Source organism: Kocuria rosea subsp. polaris (assembly GCF_001483755.1).
GTDB lineage: Bacteria > Actinomycetota > Actinomycetes > Actinomycetales > Micrococcaceae > Kocuria > Kocuria cellulosilytica.
Map to the genome: position 1 here is coordinate 131,479 of NZ_LQBK01000009.1, position 17,485 is coordinate 148,963.

The window sequence follows — 17,485 nt, forward strand, 5'->3', positions numbered from 1 at the left end:
TGGGTCGGCGGGTGGGTGGTCCGCCGGGTGCGGGGGGTGCGGACCCGGGGGTGGCCGGGCACGGCGATATGGAAGTCTAGTCGCCCTCGTCGGCCCGCCGGGACGCGGCCGGGGCGGGAGCACCGGCCGCGGCGGCCGCGGGTTCGGCTTCGGCGCCGGGCTCCGCGCCGGGCTCGGCGGCGCCGTCCTCCGGCGTCTCGGCGGCGCCGTCCTCCGGCGTCTCGGCGGCGCCGTCCTCCGGTGCCTCGACGCCCGGTGGGGTGTCCACCGGCGCCGTCTCCTCGGCCTCGTCCTCCTCCGGGTCGTCCGTGCGCAGCGGGATCTCCACGGGCTCGGTCGTCGAGGGCGGGACGTCGTAGTGGCGCAGCACCTGCCCCATGATCTTGCTGAAGGTGGGGGTGGTGCCGATCGAGCGGACGTCGCCCTGGGGCCGCTGGAGCGTGACCGCCACGAGGTACTGGGGGTCCTCGACGGGGGCGACGCCCACGAAGGAGGTGGTGTAGCCGTCGTAGCCGCCCTCGGGGCTCGGCGCCTCCGCGGTGCCGGTCTTGCCGCCCACGCGGTAGCCCTCCACGGCCGCCTCCTTGGCGCCGCCCTGGGTGACGGTGACCTCCATCATGTCGAGCACCTGCTCCGCCGTCTCCTCGGAGACGACCCGTTCGCCCTCGGGCCGCTCGACCGGGGTGCTGGTGCCGTCGGGGTCGATCACGGACTCGACCACCCGCGGCTCCACCTGGACCCCGCCGTTGCCGATCGCCTGGAAGATCGTGGCGGTGCGCAGCGGGGTCTGGGCGACGCCCTGGCCGAAGAGCACCGTGTACTGCTGGCGCACGTCCCACTGGTCCGCGCTCGTGAGGATGCCGGGCGACTCCCCCGGCAGCTCGATCCCCGTGGTCTCGCCGACGCCGAAGCGCTGCATCCACTCGTGGCGCTGCTCCGGGGTGAGCTTGCCCCCGACCAGGACGGTGCCCGTGTTCATCGAGTCGGCGATGATCCCGGCGAACGTGCGCTGCTGCTCGCCGTGGTCGAAGGCGTCGGTGATCTTCTGCCCCTCGATCTCCAGGAACGGGGGCACGGTGATCTCGGTGCGCGGCGTCACCACGCCCTCCTCCACGGCGGCCGCCGCCGTGAGGATCTTCTGGGTGGAGCCCGGCTCCACGGCGTTCTGCACGGAGCGCACGCCGAGGTCCTCGGGGGCCGCGGAGCCGATGTCGTTGGGGTCCACCGTCGAGGAGTCGGCGAGCGCGAGCACCGCGCCGTCCTCGATCCGCATCACCACGGCCGTGCCCCACTCGGCGTCGAGCTCCTCGGCGCGCTCCATGACGGCCTGCTGGGCGAAGAACTGGACGTCGCTGTCGATCGACAGCTGCACCGAGGAGCCGTCCTCCACCGGGCTCTCCTCCTGCGGGGCCACCGGGATCCGCACGCCGTCGGCGCTGATCTCGAAGGTCCGGCTCCCGTCCGTGCCGCGCAGCAGCTCGTCCTGGGTCTGCTCGATCCCGCCGAGCGCCTCGTCGTCCCCGCCCATGAAGCCGACCACGCTGCCGGCCACCGGCCCGTTGGGGTAGATGCGGTCGGAGGACGGCTGCCCGTACACGTAGGGCAGGCCGAGCTCGCGCACGGTGTTCCACTGCTCGGGCGTGACCCCGCGGGCCACGTACTCGAACTGCTTGTCGCCGTCCAGGGCGTCCTTGACCTCGGCGTCCTCGAGCTCGAGGGCGTCGGCGAGCTGGTAGACCGCCTGCGTGGGGGTCACGGTCTCCGTGGTGCCGTCGGCCAGGGGGCGCGCGAACTCGCGCACCAGGGACTGGTCGACCGTGACGTCGTAGCGCTGCAGCGTGCGGGCGAGGACGTTGCCGTGCGTGTCCCGGATCTCCCCGCGCAGCGCGGGCACGACCTCGGTGCGGGACCGTTCCCCCGCGGCGGCCTCGGCCCGGCCCGCGGCGTCGAAGCCCTGCACCCACACGAGCCGGAGCCCGAGGACCACCAGCAGGCCGAGCACGAGGACGACGCCGATGTGGCTGCGGCCGATGCCTCGGGCGCCGGGGGCGTCACCGGTGGACGTCGAGCGTGCGCGTGCCACGTGTCTGCCTCGTTCCTGGTTGCGACTGGGGGATGTCCGGGGAGCTGCTGCCGGCGGGTGCGGGGGCCGGTGCCCCCGTCACTCCCCGGGCGTGCGCTGCGGCGGCGCCGGGAGGGAACCGCCCTCCGCCTCCGGACCGCCGGCCGGCGCGGCGTCCTCGCGGGCCCGCCGCTCGGCGTCCTCGCGCTCCTGCTCCGCCTTCTCCTGCTCGCGGTCCTCGGCGCGCTCGGCCGCGCGGTCCGCGGCCTCCGAGCCGGTCTGGTGGGCGTGCTCGACCAGGATCTCGTGGTTCTCCTGCGGCTGCGCGGGCAGCGGGTCGCCCTCGACGGTCCCGTCCGTCAGGTCGACCGTGCCCGAGTCCAGGGCGGGGACCATGCCGAGATCCGTCGCCATCACCGCGAGGTTCTGCGGGGCGTTGTAGAACTCGAGGTCCTGGGTGAGCGCCTCGTTCTGCTGGCTGAGCGCCTGCTCCTGGGCCCGCAGCTCCACGAGCCGGTACTGGCCGCCGGAGATCTGGATGTTCAGGACCAGGATGGAGGCCAGCGCCACCACGAGGGCCACGAGACTGAGCACCACGGTGGAGAACCGCTGCCGCCGTGCCCGCCCCGGGACCACGGACAACGGGGCCCGGCTGGACCCGGACGACTCCTCCGGGTGCGGAGCGGGACTGCTCAGCTGCCGGGCGGAGCTGCCCTCCACCGGCGGGCGCTGCCCGCGCCGCCCGGCCCAGGCACCGACGCCCGTGCGCGCGGCGGCCGTCCGTGCGGGGCGTCGCTGGAGTCCGGTTCCGCTCATGCCCTGTACCTCTGCGCGTTCTGTGCTGTGGGGGGAGTGTTCTCTCTGATCCGCTCCACCGCGCGCAGTCGCGCGGAGGCCGCCCGGGGGTTCTCGTCGATCTCCCGGGGGGTCGGGGTCTCCGTCCCGCGGGTCAGCACCCGCAGGGTGGGCTTGTGCTGGTCCAGCTCCACGGGGAAGCCCTTCGGCGCCGTGGACGTGGCGCCGCGGGCGAAGGCCTGCTTGACGATCCGGTCCTCGAGGGAGTGGTAGCTCATGGCCACGACGCGCCCGCCGACGGGCACGGCGTCCAGCGCGGCCGGGACCGCCCGGCGCAGGACGTCGAGCTCCTCGTTGACCTCGATCCGCAGCGCCTGGAACGTCTGCTTCGCCGGGTGCCCCTTGCGGTGCTGGGCCGCCTGGGGCACGGCGCCCCGGACGACCTCGACGAGCTCTCCCGTGGTGCGCAGCGGGGTCCTGGCCCGCTGCTCCACGATCGCGCGGGCGATGCGGCCGGCGAAGCGCTCCTCGCCCCAGTCCCGCAGGATCCGGCGCAGGTCCGCCTCGCTGTAGTCGTTGACCACGTCCTGGGCCGTGACCGTCGCCGTGGCGTCCATCCGCATGTCCAGGGGCGCGTCGTAGGAGTAGGCGAAGCCGCGCTCGCGCTCGTCGAGCTGCAGGGACGAGACCCCGAGGTCGAACAGCACCGCGTCCGCGTGGTCGAACCCGTGCCGGCCGAGGGCCTCCGGGATCCGGTCGTACGTCGTGTGCACGGGGTGGAAGCGGTCCCCGAACGGGGCCAGCCGGGCCCCGGCCAGCGCGTGCGCCTGGGGGTCCCGGTCGATGGCCACCAGCTGCAGGCCGGGGAAGCGCCGCAGCAGCGCCTCGGAGTGACCACCCATGCCCATCGTCGCGTCGACCGCCACGGCGCCGTCCTCGCCGAGCGCGGGAGCCATCAGGTCGAGGCACCGCTCGAGCAGCACGGGGACGTGGAGCTGCTCGGCTGGGCGTTGCGCCATGGGCCCTCTCTTCGGCGGTCGACGGTGGTGCGGTCTGCGGTGTCCGGCGCCGGGTCGACGCCGTGGTGCGGCGGCGGGCCTTCCAGGATCAGAACCCCATCCGCTGGCCGTCCCTCGAATCCGGCCTGGCTCAGGGGAAGGTGAGTCAGGACGGTGACGGCTGTGCGGCTGGAGATCTCATCCGGGAAGCGGCTCCGCGTGCTCCGCGGGTGGTCTCGGCGGCCCTGCGCTCAGAAGAGCCCGGGCACCACTTCCTCCTCGGTCTCGGAGAAGACGGCCTCCTTCTCGTTCAGGTACTCGTTCCAGGCCTGGGCGTCCCAGATCTCCGCCCGGGTGCCCGCGCCGATGACGGCGAGCTCCCGGTCCAGCCCGGCGTAGTCCCGCAGCGGCGGCGGTATGGTGACTCGGCCCTGCTTGTCCGGGACCTCGTCCGAGGCGCCCGAGAGAAAGACCCGGATGTAGTCCCGGGCCTGCTTCGAGGACAGCGGCGCCGCCCTCAGCTGCTCGTGGACCCGTTCGAACTCACGGACGCTGAACACGTAGAGGCACCGCTCCTGACCACGGGTCAGGACGAGTCCCTCCGCCAGCTCCTCCCGGTACTTCGCCGGCAGGATCAGGCGGCCCTTCTCGTCGAGACGGGGTGAGTACGTTCCGAGAAACATGCTCACCGCCTCTCCAGCCCGAGAGTTCTCCCAGATCCATCTCTTCGCCCCACTTTACTCCACTTCACTCCCCGGTCAACGAACGCGGGGCCCGGGCCCCGCGGCGTGGCGCGGCGCCCGGGGCCCGCGGCGGGCGTCGCCCCAGGTGGGCGCGGGTGGAGGGCTGTGGTGGGCCGCGCGGGGCGGCGCGGCGGGGGCGGTCCGGCGCCGGCGGGGAGCGTCGCGGCGGGCCGCGGACGGACCGTGCTGGAGCGCGGTGGAGGACGCCGTGGCGAACGGCGGGGAGGACAGTGGAGGACGGCGGGCGGGCCGTTCCCCGGGCACCAAAAAGCTCCCCGGTGGCGCACCGGGGAGCTGTCGCAGGCCGCGCTTCCGGGCGCGGGGCGGTGGTGGGAGGTGGAGGGATCGGGCGGAGCGGTCCGCCGTGGCGGAACCCTACGGACGGCGTTCCACGGACGGCTCCGCGAGCCGGTGGAGCCGGTCCGGGCCGGTCAGGAGGACGGGCCCCCGGAGTTGCGCTGGTCCCAGCGCTGCTCGAGGTTCTGCAGGAAGGGGGACGAACGGCGCGGCGGGCCGCCCTTGCCTGCCTCGCCGCCGGGGCCGGGCTTGCCGGAGCGCATCGTGGCGACGTAGACACCGGCGCCCATCACGACGAAGCCCAGGACCCCGACCAGGATGGAGTCGATGACCACCCCGCCCAGGAGGACGAGCAGGCCGACGACGGCGATCACGATCCCGAGGACGATGTTGCGGGTGGAGGCACCCCTGACGGCACGGGAGCCCATGCTCGTCACGAACCTCGGGTCGTCCGCGTGGAGCTGCTTCTCCAGCTGGGCCAGGAGCTGTTGCTCGTGCTCGGACAGTGGCACGGTAGGCCTCCTCATCCTTCGGGTGCGGATTCCCCGGCTGTTCCGGCGCCGCCTGTTACCAGGATAGACCGTCGGGTGCGGATTTGGCACCGCGCACACGGCTGTCAACAGCCTCCGAATTGGCTTGCTGATTCCGTGGTGCGGGCGACAGGAGGCGGGCCGGTCCCAGGCGCTCGGCGCCGAAGCGGGCGTGCACCCGGTCCATGGCCTGCTCGGCGGCCCCCCACTCCTCCTCGCGGCCGTCCAGGCTCAGCTGCAGGGCGTCCGTGGCGGGCTCCAGCCCCTCGGCCCGGACGCCGATGAGCCGGACCGCCTGCGGCCGGCTCCCGAGCTCGCCGAGCAGGCCCGTGCCGTGCTCGAACAGGTCGTGGGCGGAGGTGAAGGGGTGCTGCAGCGTCCGCGAGCGGGTGATGGTCGTGAAGTCCGCCCAGCGCACCTTGAGCCCCACCCGGCGGGCGCGCAGCCCCTGGCGGCGCAGCCGTGAGGCGGTCCGGTGGCTCAGCCGCAGCAGGGCCTCGTGCAGCACCCGGTCGTCGGCGACGTCACGGGGGAAGGTCTCCTCCGCGCCCACGCTCTTCTCCTCGCGGACCGGCTCGACCGGACGGGGGTCGCGCCCGTTGGCGAGCTCGTGCAGGTGGTGGCCGGCGGCCCGGCCCACCAGGCGCGCCAGCATCGGGACCGGGGCGGCCGCGAGGTCCCCGACGCTGCGCAGCCCCGCGCCGGTGAGCACCTCGGCCGTGCGCCCGCCGACGCCCCAGAGGGCCGAGACCGGCAGCTCCGCCAGGAACGCGACGGTGTCCTCGGGCTGGACGAGCAGGAGACCGTCCGGCTTGGAGCGGGTGGAGGCGATCTTCGCGACGGTCTTGTTGGCCCCGATCCCCACGGAGGCGGTGAGCCCCAGCTCGGCCCGCACCCGGGCGCGCAGGGCGCGGGCGATGCCCACCGGCGGGCCGAGCCGCCGGACGGCTCCGGCGACGTCCAGGAAGGCCTCGTCCACGCTGATCTGCTCCACCCGGTCGGTGATCTCCCAGAACATCGCCATGACCCGCCGGGAGTAGGTCTCGTAGGCGTCGCGGTGGGGTTCGAGCAGCACGGCCCGGGGGCACATGGCCCGGGCCCTCGCCAGGGGCATGCCGGAGCGGACGCCGAACTCCCTGGCCTCGTAGGAGGCGGAGAGCACGACGGAGCGGTGGCCCGCCCCCGCCACGATGACCGGCCGGCCCCGCAGCCGGGGGGCGGCGAGCAGCTCCACGCCGACGTAGAACATGTCCATGTCGACGTGCAGCACGGCGCACGAGCGCCAGCGGTCCAGCCGGTCCTTCGGCGTCTCGTCCACCGCGTCCTCCTCCCGGGTCCGGCACAGCATAGCCCTCGGCGCGGACATCGCCGCCGCCGTGCGGGCGCCCTTCCGGGCACGGCGGCCCGGGCCCGTCCGCCGGGCCTTCGATAGGCTGGGCCGGACATCCCGGAGGCCCGTCAGCGGCCGTCCGCCGCCGTTCCGAGACCGAGGTCGAGCCACCCATGACGTGCCCGCCGCTCCCGCACCACCCCGACGTGTCCTCCGGCACCGCGCCGCAGGCCGGGCCCGAGGACGCCTTCCGCGCCGAGGACGAGCAGTTCACGGCCCGGCTGCACGCGGAGCTGGAAGAGTTCTTCGGGCGGCAGCGGGCGGTCCTGGGCGGGATCTCGGCGGAGGCGCTCCCGCTGCTGGAGGCCGTGGCCGCGCTCTCCGCCGGCGGCAAGCGGCTGCGCGCGCGGCTGTGCTACTGGGGCTGGCGGGCGGCGGGCGGCGATCCGGAGGACCCGGCCGTGGTGCGGGCCGGTGCCGCGCTGGAGCTCTTCCAGTCCGCCGCGCTCATCCACGACGACGTCATCGACCGCTCCGACACCCGCCGGGGAGCTCCCAGCGTGCACCGGCGGTTCGAGTCCGCGCACGCGGACCGGGGCTGGGCCCTGGACGGCGCCGCCTTCGGCGTGGCCGCCGCGATCCTCTCGGGGGACCTGTGCCTGTCCTGGAGCGAGCAGCTGTTCGCCGCGGCCACCACCACGGCGCACGGCGGCCGGCGCGCCCGGGCCGTCTTCGACCTCATGCGCACGGAGGTGATGGCCGGGCAGTACCTGGACGTGCAGGGCGAGGTCGCCGGCGGGGGCCAGGACCGCGCCGGCGCGGTGCAGCGGGCCCTGGACGTCATCCGGTACAAGTCGGCGAAGTACTCGGTGGAGCACCCGGTGGTGCTCGGCGCCGCCCTGGCCGGGGCACCGGAGGCGGTGCTGGAGCGCTGCTCCGCCTTCGCTCTGCCCCTCGGCGAGGCGTTCCAGCTCCGCGACGACGTCCTGGGCGTGTTCGGCGACCCGGCGGCCACGGGCAAGCCCGCCGGCGACGACCTGCGCGAGGGCAAGCGGACGGTGCTCGTGGGCTACGTGCGCACGCGCGGCAGCGAGGCGCAGGTCGCGCGGCTCGAGGCGGCCCTGGGCCGGCCGGACCTCACGGAGGAGGACGTCGCGGAGCTGCGTGCGCTGATCACGGCGTGCGGCGCCCTGGGCTCCACGGAGGCGCTCATCGACGGGCTCAGCCGCGAGGCGTTCGCGGCGCTGGACCGGCTCGGGGCCGGCACCGTGCCCATGGCCGCGCTGCGCGCTCTCGCGACGGCCGCGGTCCGGCGCTCGTCCTGAGCCCCGCGCGCCGGCCCACCGGCGGGCACGGCGCACCGGTCAGGGGCGGGTCACCAGGCGAGGGCCTGCGCCCGGCGGCGGATCTCCGTCTTGCGCCCGTCCCGCAGCGCGTCCACGGGGCGGCCCGGCAGGGACTCGTCCTCGGTGAACAGCCACGCGATCGCCTCGACGTCGGTGAAGCCGGAGTCCCGCAGGACCGCCACCGTGCCCTTCAGCGAGTCGACCACGGCGCCGTCCAGCAGGAACGCGGCCGGCACCCGGCGGATGCCGTCGTGCGGGTTGCGGACGGCGAGCAGCGTCCCGTCGTCGACGAGACCGTGGACGCGGGTGACCACGAGGCCGAGCTGCTCGGCGACGTCGGGCAGGGGCAACCACTCCTGGACGAGGCCGTCCAGGCGGTCGAACTCCTCGGTGCTGATTCCGGATGTGTTCTTCACGCCCCCAGAGTGCCACGTCCGCCGGTGCCCGTGCCACGCGGGCCCGCCACGGTATGCTCGACCCGCGGAGCCGGCTGAGACCTCCGCACCTTCCCCGATCAGCGTCAGAGAGCCCCTTCATGCCGTTTCCCCCCGACAGCGACACGACCGACCCGAACGACGCACCGCGCTGCAGCACCACCGAGTCCCCCGCCGAGTCCTCCGGCGGGTCCTCCGGCGCGCAGGACGACCGCTCCCCCGGCTGGGCCCGCCGCGCCCGCACGGGCTCGGCGGTCACCGCCGTCGCCGCCCTGGCCGCCCTGGGCGGGGGGACCGTGGCCCACGCCGCCCCCGCGCAGACGGCCCAGGTGGCCGCGGCGCCCCTGCTCGCGGAGCAGTCGACGACGAAGACCCCGGTGCACACCGTGTCCCCCGGGGACTCCCTGTGGGCGGTCGCCCAGCGCCACGGCGTCGCGGTGGACAAGCTCATGCGGTGGAACGACCTCTCGGGCGCGGCGCTGCTGATGCCCGGGCAGAAGCTGCGCCTCTCCGACGGCGCGCCCGCCGCCGCCGGGCCCCCGGAGAAGGCCGCCCCGCCGGCGGAGGATCCGCCCCGCACGCACCACGTGGTCCGCTCCGGGGACTCCCTGTGGAGCATCTCCCAGGAGCGCGGGGTGTCGGTCCAGGAGCTCCTCGAGGACAACGACCTGACGGTGAACTCCCTGCTGCGCCCGGGTCAGCGGCTGTCGGTCGCCGCGCCGGCCCCGGCCGCCGTGCGGACCGCCGCGGCCCCGGAGCCGGCCGGGGCACCGCGCCCGGAGCGGGAGCGCGCCGTCGGCGACACGTTCCTGGGCCGCACCTACGAGGGCGGCGTGGTGGACTCCGCCAACCGCCACCACGAGCAGCTCGCCTCCCGCCCGGCGCCCTCCCGGGAGGAGATGCGCGGACTGGTCCACGACACCGCCGTCCGGATGGGCGTGGACCCGGCTCTCGCCCTGGCGCACGCCTACCAGGAGTCGGGCTTCGACCACCGGGCCGTCTCCCCCGCGGACGCCGTGGGCGCCATGCAGGTCATCCCGGCCGCCGGGGACTGGGCCTCGGGCCTCGTGGGCCGGGAGCTCGACCTGCTCGACCCGCAGGACAACGTCACCGCCGGCGTGGCCATCATCCGGCAGCTGGGCCGCGGCGCCCCCAGCACCGACGTGGCCATCGCCGCGTACTACCAGGGCCTGCACGGGGTGAAGAAGTACGGGATGTACGACGACACGAAGCAGTACGTCAAGAACGTCAAGTCCCACCGCAAGCGGTTCGGTCCGTGACCTCCGACCCAGCCGGCGCACAGCGCCCCGCCCTAGGCTGAGCCCGTGCAGCACGCGCTCCCCGACCACCTGACCGGGACCCTCCTCGAGGGCCGCTACGAGCTGGGTCCGCGCATCGCCCGGGGCGGCACCGCCACCGTGTACCGGGCGGTGGACACCCGCCTGCAGCGCGTCGTGGCGGTCAAGCTCATGCACGCCCACCTCGCGGAGGACCCGGCGGCCGCGGACCGGTTCGTGCGGGAGGCCCGGGCCGCGGCACGGCTCTCCCACCCCCACGTCGTCTCCGTGCTCGACCAGGGGCACGCCCCGGACGGGGTGCCCTACCTGGTGATGGAGCACGTGGCGGGCTCGACGCTGCGGGACCTCCTGCGCCGGCGCGGAGCCCTCCCCCCGGGCGAGGCACTGACGCTGCTGGAGCCGGTCCTCGACGGGCTCGCGGCGGCCCACCGGGCCGGCCTGGTGCACCGTGACGTGAAGCCGGAGAACGTGCTGATCGACGGCACGGGCCGGGTGACGGTCGCGGACTTCGGACTCACGCGCGCCGTGGACCAGCACACGGCGACCGGGACGGTGCTGGGCACGGTGGGCTACGCCTCGCCGGAGCTCGTGACCGGGCAGCGGGTGGACACCCGGGCGGACGTGTACTCGGCCGGGATCGTGCTCTTCGAGCTCCTGGCCGGCCGCCGGCCCTTCGAGGGCGCCCCGCTGGCCGTGGCCCGCGCCCACGCGGAGGGCGCCGTCCCGGACCTGCGCGCCCTGGACCCCGGTCTCCCGGCGGGCCCGGCGCGGCTCGTCGCCCGCGCCACGGCCCGGGACCCGGGGCAGCGCCCGGCGGACGCCGGCAGGTTCCTCGAGGAGCTGCGGGCGGTCCGGGCGGGACTGCGGCCCGACGAGCTCGCCCGGCGCCCCGCACCCGGTGCCGGGCCCGTCCCGGGCAGCGGCTCCCCGGCCGCACCGGCCCCGGGGCAGCGGGCCGCGTCCGCCCCGGCCGGCGGGAGCACGGCGGTGCTGGGCCCCGGCGACGGGACCACCACCGTGCTGGACCCCGCGGGCGCGCCCACCGAGGCCCTCGGCCCGGCGACCGCGGCCACGGAGGCCCTCGGCCCGGCGGCCTCCCGGGCCCGGCCGGCGGGGACGCCGGGCGCCCCCGCGGCGAGCCCCGGGAGGCCGCCGGGCCCGGGCGGGCCGGCCGCGCCCGCGCACGGCTCCACCGACCCCTGGCACCCCGAGATCGAGCTGCGCCCCTCCCGCCCCCTGCACGCGGCGGGGACGCTGGCCCTGGTCGCGCTCGCGGTGGCCGCCGCGGCGTTCCTGGGCTGGCTCCTGGGCTCCGGCCCCGGCGGGACCGTGAGCGTGCCGGACGTGCGGGGAGCGGGTCCCGAGCTGGCCGAGCAGTACCTGGCCGGTGCCGGTCTGGACAACGTCGCCGTGCACGAGACCGAGGACCCGGTGGCCCCCTCCGGCACCGTGCTCGGCACCGACCCGCCGGCCGGGTCCACCGTGCGGGCCGCGGAGCAGGTCGTCCTGCTGGTCTCGACCGGCCCCGAGCGCACGACCGCGCCCGACGTCGCCGGGATGACGGAGGAGCAGGCCCGGGCCCGGCTCGAGGACGCCGGGCTGGCGGCCGGCACCCGGACCGCGGTGCCCGACGACGCCGCGCCCGGGACTGTCGTGGGCCAGCACCCCGACGCGGGCACGGCGGTGACCGTGGGCACGGCGGTGGACCTGGCGGTCTCGGGGGGCCCTCGCACCGACACCGCCCCCGGGGTCCTGGGACGGCCCGTGGACGAGGCGGTGCAGGTCCTCGCGGAGGCGGGGTGGACGTCGCGGGTCGAGGAGCGCCTCGGCGCCCCCTTCGGCTACGTGGTGGCCCAGACGACGGACGAGGCCGAGATCGTCCTGACCGTCCTGTAGCGGACGGCCGGTCCGGCCCCGGCCCCGTCGGCCCGGTCCTGCGCTCAGCGGCGGGAGAGGTAGCCCGCCACGAGGAACGCGATCTCCAGGGACTGCATGTGGTTCAGGCGCGGGTCGCACAGCGACTCGTAGCGGTCCTGGAAGGAGGACTCGTCGACGGGATCGGCGCCGCCGAGGCACTCCGCGACGTCGTCGCCCGTCATCTCCACGTGGATGCCGCCGGGGAACGAGCCGATGGCCTCGTGCACCTCGAAGAAGCCGCGGACCTCGTCCACGACGTCGTCGAAGTTGCGGGTCTTGTAGCCGGACGGCAGGGACACGGTGTTGCCGTGCATGGGGTCGGTGACCCACACGACCTTGGCGCCGGAGCGCTCCACGGCCTCGACGAGCGGGGGCAGCTTCTCCCGGATGTTCTTCGCGCCCATCCGGGTGATGAAGGTCAGCCGCCCGGGCTCGCGCTGCGGGTCGAGCTTGTCGATGAGCGCGAGCGCGTCGTCGCCGGTGGTCTTCGGGCCGAGCTTGACGCCGATCGGGTTGCGCAGCCGGGAGAGCAGGTCCACGTGGGCGCCGTCGAGCTCCCGGGTGCGCTCCCCGATCCACAGGAAGTGCCCGGACGTCCCGTACGGGAGGTGGGTGCGGGAGTCGATGCGGCTCAGGGCCCGCTCGTAGTCCAGCAGGAGGGCCTCGTGGCCGGCGTAGAACTCCGTGGTCCGCAGGGCGTCGAAGTCGGCGCCGCACGCGTCCATGAACTTCACGGCGCGGTCGATCTCGCGGGCCAGCGACTCGTACCGGGCGTGGGCCGGGTTCGTGGTGAAGCCCATGTTCCAGGCGTGCACGAGGCGCAGGTCGGCGAACCCGCCCGTGGTGAAGGCGCGGATCAGGTTCAGGGTGGAGGCGGAGGTGTGGTAGCCGCGCACCATCCGCCGCGGGTCGTGGGCCCGGGACTCCTCGGTGAAGTCGAAGCCGTTGACCATCTCGCCGCGGAACGTCGGCAGGGTCGTGCCGTCGCGGGTCTCGTCGTTGGACGAGCGGGGCTTCGAGAACTGCCCGGCCATCCGGCCCATCTTCACGACGGGCATGGACGCGCCGTAGGTGAGCACCACGGCCATCTGCAGGAGCGTCTTGACCCGGGCGCTGATCCGGTCGGCGGTGGCGCCCTCGAAGGTCTCGGCGCAGTCCCCGCCCTGCAGGAAGAACGCCCGGCCGTTGGCGACCTCGGCCAGACGGTCGCGCAGCTTGTCCACCTCCCCCGCGAAGACGAGGGGCGGGACCGCGTTGAGCTCGGCGATCGAGGCGGCGAAGTCGGGGTGGTCGCGCCACGTCGGCTGCTGGTCGGCAGGCAGGCCGCGCCAGTCGTCCAGCCCCGGGTAGTCGGCCGCTGAGGGCACCGGGGAGGCCAGGTTGCGGAGGCTGTCGGGAACGGTGAAGTCGAGCATCATGTCTTCCTATGTCTCGTCCGGGGCGGGGCCGGGCGGGGGATCAGGGGGCGGTGGGCGGCGGGGCGTCCCCGTCCGCGGGCTCGGGACGGTCGCGGTGGGTGATGGAGTCCGCGGTCCGGCGCGCGCTCCGGGCGGCGGTGCGCGCCCTGTCCTTGGCGCTGCCGACGATCTCCGCGGCGGCCTGCCTGGTCTCCTGGCGCTTCTGCTCCGTGAGCCGCTTCTTGTGCTCCGAGGCGTAGACGTCCACGTAGACCTGGCCGGAGAGGGCCTGGATCGCGTGCATGATCTCGTCGGTGACCTCGCGCAGCAGGGCGTGCTCGCTCTGCCGGCCCCGGTAGCGGGAGAAGTCGAGCGGCTCGCCGAAGATGGTGGCGACCCGGGCGCTGCGGCGGGGCAGCGGCAGCCTGGTCCCGATCGGCTGCACCTTGTCGGTGCCCACCATGGCGATCGGCACGACCGGGGCGCCCGTCTCGAGCGCGAGCCGGGCCACGCCGATCTTGCCCTTGTACATGCGGCCGTCCGGGGAGCGGGTGCCCTCCGGATAGATCCCGAGCAGCTCGCCCTCGAGCAGCTTGCGCCCGCCGTTGCTCAGGGACTTCGCGCTGGCCCGGCCGCCGGTCCGGTCCATAGGGATCTGGTTGATGGCGCGGAAGAACGCCGCCACCGCCCTGCCCTTGACCCCGGGGCTGTCGAAGTACTCCGACTTCGCCAGGAAGAACACCTGCCGGGGCACGGCCACGGGCATGAACACCGAGTCGGAGACCGAGAGGTGGTTGCTCGCCAGGATGGCCGGGCCCTCGGTGGGCACGTGCTCCAGGCCGCGGACCTCGGGCCGGAAGGCGACGTTGATCAGGGGGCCGACGACGTAGCGCTTCAGAAACATGTAGACCATGTGGGTAGAGGACTCCTTCGTGCTGATCGGGATGTCGCGAGGGTCCGTGCCGCTCGGACCGGGTCCGGCCTCCGGTATTCTCTCACGTCCGCGCGGGCGCCGCCGCCGGTGCACCCGCCGACGGCGCCCGGCCCTGACATCATGGAGGCATGACGCCACCCGTCGGAGACCAGCACCTGTCCATCCCCTCCCCGGACGGGGCGCCCGCCGCCGAGCACGTTCCGGGCGCTCCCTTCCGCTTCCCGGCCGACGGCCCCGCGGGCGCGCTCGTGCTGCACGGCTTCACCGGCGTCCCGTTCAGCGTCCGCCCCTGGGGCCGGGCCCTGCACGAGGCGGGGGCCGACGTCGTGGGGCCCCTGCTGCCCGGCCACGGCACGCGCTGGGAGGACCTCGCCGCCGTGCGCTGGGAGCAGTGGCGCGACCACGCCGCCGAGCAGGTGCGGGAGCTGCGGGCCCGGCACGACGTCGTGCTGGTGTGCGGGCTGTCCATGGGCGGGGCGCTCGCCCTGCACCTCGCCGCGACGCTGCCCGTCGACGGGGTCGTGGCCCTGAACCCGGCCCTGTCCCTCGTCAGCCGCACGGCGCGGTTCGCCCCGGCCCTCCACCGCGCGGTGCCCTCCGTGCCGGGCGTGGGGGACGACATCAGCCTCCCCGGGGTCACCGAGCACGCCTATCCGCGCACGCCCGTGGCGGGCGTCGCCGAGCTGGGCCGGTTCATGGCCCGGACCCGGAGGATGCTGCCCGCGGTCACCGCCCCCGTCCTGGTCCTGCGCTCGCAGCACGACCACGTGGTCTCCGACGCCTCGCACCACCACGTGCTGCGCCGGGCGGGCGGGGACGTGGAGCTGGTCCGGCTGGCGGAGAGCTTCCACGTGGCCACCCTGGACCGGGAGGCGGACGTGGTCGCGGCGCGGTCCGTGCGCTTCCTCGACGACCTGCTGGCCGGCCGCAACCCGGTGACCGCGAGACCGCTGCGCCCCGCCGACCGGGAGGTGCGGCGATGAACGCGGGCCCCGGCGCCCCCGGTGGCGCCGGCCAGGGACCCGAGGACGAGTGGAGCCGGATCGTGTCGGACCTGGACGACGTGCGCCGCGCCGGGGACCGGCACCTCGCGGGTCCACGGGACTGGTCCCCCGAGGACGCGGTCTTCGGCGGGCCCGCCGCGGGGGCGGAGGACCCGGAGGGCGCCGAGGACCCCGAGGACGACGACGCGCCCTACTCCCCCGACCCTGGACCGGTCACGCAGGGACTCAGCGGCGGGGCGCTGCTGTCCTGGACCGTGCTGGTCGGCGTGCCGGTCCTGCTGGTGGCGCTCTCCCTGCTGCCCGGCTCCCTCCCGTGGTGGGCCATCGTGGCGGGCCTGGTCGCGGTGACCGCGGCGATCGGCCACCTGCTGAGGTCGCTGCCCGACGACCGCGACGACCTGGACGACGGCGCCCGCGTCTGACGTCGTTTGCGTGAGCCAATTCACTAGACTGGCCGGGACGGCACACCGACCCCGATCCGAGGAGAACTCCATGCGCCACGTCGCGACCGACGCCATCGTGGACCCGCCGGTCCACAGCCGCATCACGGACTTCCTGCTGATGCAGGCGGACCGGGCCGAGGACCCGCACCTGTACACCGTCCTGGGGGCGGAGGGGGCGTCCCGTGAGGTGCATGCCCGGGAGTTCCTGGCCTCCGTGCAGGGGGTGGCCAAGGGGCTCGTGGCCGCGGGGATCGAGCCGGGCGACCGGGTGGGCATCCTCAGCCGGACCCGCTACGAGTGGACCCTCGCGGACCTCGCGATCTGGTACGCCGGCGCGGTGCCCGTCCCCGTCTACGACTCCTCCTCGGCCCAGCAGATCGCCTGGATCATGGGCGACTCCGACGCGAAGGCCGTCTTCGTGGAGACGCAGGCCCTCGAGGACTCCGTGCACGCGGCCGCGCGGGAGACGCCCTTCCGGGCCGCGGCGAACGTCTGGCGCCTCGACGGCACGGGCACCGGTCTCGACGAGCTCGTCCGGGCCGGCGCGGACGTCCCGGACGACGAGCTCGAGGCCCGCCGCACCTCGCGGGCGCTCGAGGACGTCGCCACGATCATCTACACCTCCGGGACCACCGGACCGCCCAAGGGGTGCGAGCTCACGCACGGGAACTTCGTGCGGCTGTGCGAGAACACGACCCTGGTCGTCGCGGACATCATCCACCCGGGCGCGCGCACGCTGATGTTCCTGCCGCTGGCCCACGTGTTCGCCCGCTTCGTCGAGGTGATCGCCCTCTACTCCGGGACCGTCCTGGCGCACACCCCGGACGTGAAGAACCTCATGGCCGATCTCGAGGCCTTCCGGCCCACGTTCATCCTGGCCGTCCCGCGCGTGTTCGAGAAGATCTACCAGAGCGCCCGCCTCAAGGCCGAGAAGGCCGGGAAGGCGAAGTCCCTGATCTTCGAGCGCGCCGTGGCCACGGCCGTGGCCTATTCGAGGGCCGGGCAGGCCGGCCGGGTGCCGCGGGTGCTGCGGGCACGCCACGCCCTCTACGACCGGCTCGTGTACTCGAAGCTGCGGGCGGCGATGGGCGGGGAGGTCACGCACGCCGTCTCGGGCGGCGCCGCCCTCGGCACCCGGCTGGGCCACTTCTTCAACGGGATCGGCGTGTACGTCGTCGAGGGCTACGGGCTCACGGAGACCACCGCCCCGATCGCCGTCAACACCCCGGAGATCGGCAAGATCGGCACCGTGGGACTCCCGCTGCCGGGCAACGAGGTGCGGATCGACGAGGACGGGGAGGTCCTGGTCCGGGGCGCCCACGTCATGCGCGGCTACCACGGACGCGAGGACCTCACCGAGGCGGCGTTCGAGGACGGGTGGTTCCGCACGGGCGACCTCGGCTCGCTCGACGAGGACGGCGCCCTCACCCTCACCGGGCGGAAGAAGGAGATCATCGTCACCGCCGGGGGCAAGAACGTGGTCCCCAACGTCCTCGAGGACCCCATCCGCGCCTCGGCCCTGGTCTCCCAGGTCATGGTGGTCGGGGACGACCGGCCGTTCGTGGCCGCGCTCGTGACCCTCGACCAGGACGTGCTCCCCGCGCGCCTGGAGCTGATGGGCCTGGACCCCGCGATGCCTGTGGCCGAGGCCGCGCGCCACCCGCAGGTCGTCGAGCACGTCCAGGCCATCGTCGACCACGCGAACCAGGCGGTCTCCCGGGCGGAGAGCATCCGGGCCTTCGAGATCCTCGACGTCGACTGGACCGAGGCCTCCGGGCACCTGACCCCGTCCATGAAGATCAAGCGGGCCAGGATCGCCCAGGACTTCGGGGACCGGATCGAGGAGATCTACTCGCGCCCGGCCCCCGAGCCGGCCCCCGCCCCCGCCACCCCGGCGGAGCGGATCAAGGAGAAGCTCTCCCAGGCGCACCTGCCGGGCCGCGGGTAGCGGGGGTCG

General features: G+C 74.9%; 15 protein-coding genes. 6 read left to right on the forward strand and 9 right to left on the reverse strand.

Translation table 11 applies throughout. The annotated features are described in order from the left end of the window. Window positions 1-76: 76 nt before the first annotated feature. The 6 genes from AVL61_RS07430 to dinB form a co-directional block, all read right to left on the reverse strand. Window positions 77-2,083, reverse strand: coding sequence for a peptidoglycan D,D-transpeptidase FtsI family protein (locus tag AVL61_RS07430; protein ID WP_058873722.1), 2,007 nt, complete (start codon window positions 2,081-2,083; stop codon window positions 77-79). Window positions 2,084-2,161: 78 nt separating this feature from the next. Further along, a complete protein-coding gene (gene ftsL / locus AVL61_RS07435) occupies window positions 2,162-2,878 on the reverse strand; it encodes a cell division protein FtsL (RefSeq protein WP_231738315.1) in 717 nt (238 codons plus the stop codon). Next, complete coding sequence (gene rsmH / locus AVL61_RS07440) at window positions 2,875-3,876, reverse strand: 16S rRNA (cytosine(1402)-N(4))-methyltransferase RsmH (protein WP_058873723.1); 1,002 nt, start codon at window positions 3,874-3,876, stop codon at window positions 2,875-2,877. The genes ftsL and rsmH overlap by 4 nt, the downstream gene beginning before the upstream one ends. A 230-nt stretch (window positions 3,877-4,106) precedes the next feature. Then, complete coding sequence (gene mraZ, locus AVL61_RS07445; protein WP_058873724.1) at window positions 4,107-4,538, reverse strand: division/cell wall cluster transcriptional repressor MraZ; 432 nt, start codon at window positions 4,536-4,538, stop codon at window positions 4,107-4,109. A gap of 491 nt (window positions 4,539-5,029) precedes the next feature. Beyond that, the gene (locus tag AVL61_RS07450; RefSeq protein ID WP_058873725.1) at window positions 5,030-5,407 is read right to left on the reverse strand and encodes a DUF3040 domain-containing protein; all 378 of its coding nucleotides are present in this window, start codon (window positions 5,405-5,407) and stop codon (window positions 5,030-5,032) included. A 55-nt stretch (window positions 5,408-5,462) separates the two neighbouring features. Beyond that, window positions 5,463-6,743, reverse strand: a complete 1,281-nt coding sequence (gene dinB / locus AVL61_RS07455) for a DNA polymerase IV (protein ID WP_197412662.1) — start codon at window positions 6,741-6,743, stop codon at window positions 5,463-5,465. Window positions 6,744-6,928: 185 nt separating this feature from the next. On the opposite strand from dinB, the gene AVL61_RS07460 reads away from it, so the two are divergent. Further along, window positions 6,929-8,080: a polyprenyl synthetase family protein gene (locus tag AVL61_RS07460; RefSeq protein WP_157571330.1), complete on the forward strand. Its 1,152-nt coding sequence runs from the start codon at window positions 6,929-6,931 to the stop codon at window positions 8,078-8,080. Window positions 8,081-8,130: 50 nt separating this feature from the next. Here the strand turns inward: AVL61_RS07460 and AVL61_RS07465 are convergent, their stop codons facing one another. Further along, entirely contained in the window at window positions 8,131-8,517 is a 387-nt protein-coding gene (locus tag AVL61_RS07465) for an Rv2175c family DNA-binding protein (RefSeq protein WP_082697018.1), read from the reverse strand. Window positions 8,518-8,636: 119 nt separating this feature from the next. Here AVL61_RS07465 and AVL61_RS07470 point away from each other — a divergent pair, with 119 nt between their 5' ends. Next, a complete protein-coding gene (locus AVL61_RS07470; protein WP_082697019.1) occupies window positions 8,637-9,815 on the forward strand; it encodes a lytic transglycosylase domain-containing protein in 1,179 nt (392 codons plus the stop codon). Between the two features lie 45 nt (window positions 9,816-9,860). Next, entirely contained in the window at window positions 9,861-11,729 is a 1,869-nt protein-coding gene (locus AVL61_RS07475; protein ID WP_058873727.1) for a protein kinase domain-containing protein, read from the forward strand. Window positions 11,730-11,773: 44 nt separating this feature from the next. On the opposite strand, the gene AVL61_RS07480 is transcribed toward AVL61_RS07475, so the two are convergent. Together AVL61_RS07480 and AVL61_RS07485 are read right to left on the reverse strand one after the other, a co-directional pair. Continuing rightward, window positions 11,774-13,168, reverse strand: a complete 1,395-nt coding sequence (locus AVL61_RS07480; protein ID WP_157571331.1) for a class II 3-deoxy-7-phosphoheptulonate synthase — start codon at window positions 13,166-13,168, stop codon at window positions 11,774-11,776. Window positions 13,169-13,208: 40 nt separating this feature from the next. Further along, entirely contained in the window at window positions 13,209-14,060 is an 852-nt protein-coding gene (locus AVL61_RS07485) for a lysophospholipid acyltransferase family protein (protein ID WP_058873728.1), read from the reverse strand. A 149-nt stretch (window positions 14,061-14,209) separates the two neighbouring features. Between AVL61_RS07485 and AVL61_RS07490 the strand changes: the two genes are divergently transcribed. The 3 genes from AVL61_RS07490 to AVL61_RS07500 all read left to right on the forward strand — a co-directional run bounded on the left by AVL61_RS07490 (window position 14,210) and on the right by AVL61_RS07500 (window position 17,476). Beyond that, window positions 14,210-15,064 carry an alpha/beta hydrolase gene (locus AVL61_RS07490; RefSeq protein WP_058873729.1) on the forward strand — a complete coding sequence of 285 codons (855 nt, stop codon included), beginning with the start codon at window positions 14,210-14,212 and terminating at the stop codon, window positions 15,062-15,064. Then, on the forward strand, window positions 15,061-15,507 hold the full coding sequence (locus AVL61_RS07495; RefSeq protein ID WP_058873730.1) for a hypothetical protein: 447 nt from the start codon (window positions 15,061-15,063) through the stop codon (window positions 15,505-15,507). The genes AVL61_RS07490 and AVL61_RS07495 overlap by 4 nt, the downstream gene beginning before the upstream one ends. 70 nt (window positions 15,508-15,577) lie before the next feature. Continuing rightward, window positions 15,578-17,476, forward strand: a complete 1,899-nt coding sequence (locus AVL61_RS07500) for an AMP-dependent synthetase/ligase (protein ID WP_058873731.1) — start codon at window positions 15,578-15,580, stop codon at window positions 17,474-17,476. The last annotated feature ends 9 nt before the right edge of the window (window positions 17,477-17,485 follow it).

What these genes read in the sequence shown, in the direction of transcription:
- ftsL (WP_231738315.1), bottom strand. Translation starts at nt 2,878, where the DNA reads ATGAGCGGAACCGGACTCCAGCGACGCCCCGCACGGACGGCCGCCGCG.
- rsmH (WP_058873723.1), bottom strand. Translation starts at nt 3,876, where the DNA reads ATGGCGCAACGCCCAGCCGAGCAGCTCCACGTCCCCGTGCTGCTCGAG.
- mraZ (WP_058873724.1), bottom strand. Translation starts at nt 4,538, where the DNA reads ATGTTTCTCGGAACGTACTCACCCCGTCTCGACGAGAAGGGCCGCCTG.
- AVL61_RS07460 (WP_157571330.1), top strand. Translation starts at nt 6,929, where the DNA reads ATGACGTGCCCGCCGCTCCCGCACCACCCCGACGTGTCCTCCGGCACC.
- AVL61_RS07470 (WP_082697019.1), top strand. Translation starts at nt 8,637, where the DNA reads ATGCCGTTTCCCCCCGACAGCGACACGACCGACCCGAACGACGCACCG.
- AVL61_RS07480 (WP_157571331.1), bottom strand. Translation starts at nt 13,168, where the DNA reads ATGATGCTCGACTTCACCGTTCCCGACAGCCTCCGCAACCTGGCCTCC.
- AVL61_RS07485 (WP_058873728.1), bottom strand. Translation starts at nt 14,060, where the DNA reads ATGGTCTACATGTTTCTGAAGCGCTACGTCGTCGGCCCCCTGATCAAC.
- AVL61_RS07490 (WP_058873729.1), top strand. Translation starts at nt 14,210, where the DNA reads ATGACGCCACCCGTCGGAGACCAGCACCTGTCCATCCCCTCCCCGGAC.
- AVL61_RS07495 (WP_058873730.1), top strand. Translation starts at nt 15,061, where the DNA reads ATGAACGCGGGCCCCGGCGCCCCCGGTGGCGCCGGCCAGGGACCCGAG.
- AVL61_RS07500 (WP_058873731.1), top strand. Translation starts at nt 15,578, where the DNA reads ATGCGCCACGTCGCGACCGACGCCATCGTGGACCCGCCGGTCCACAGC.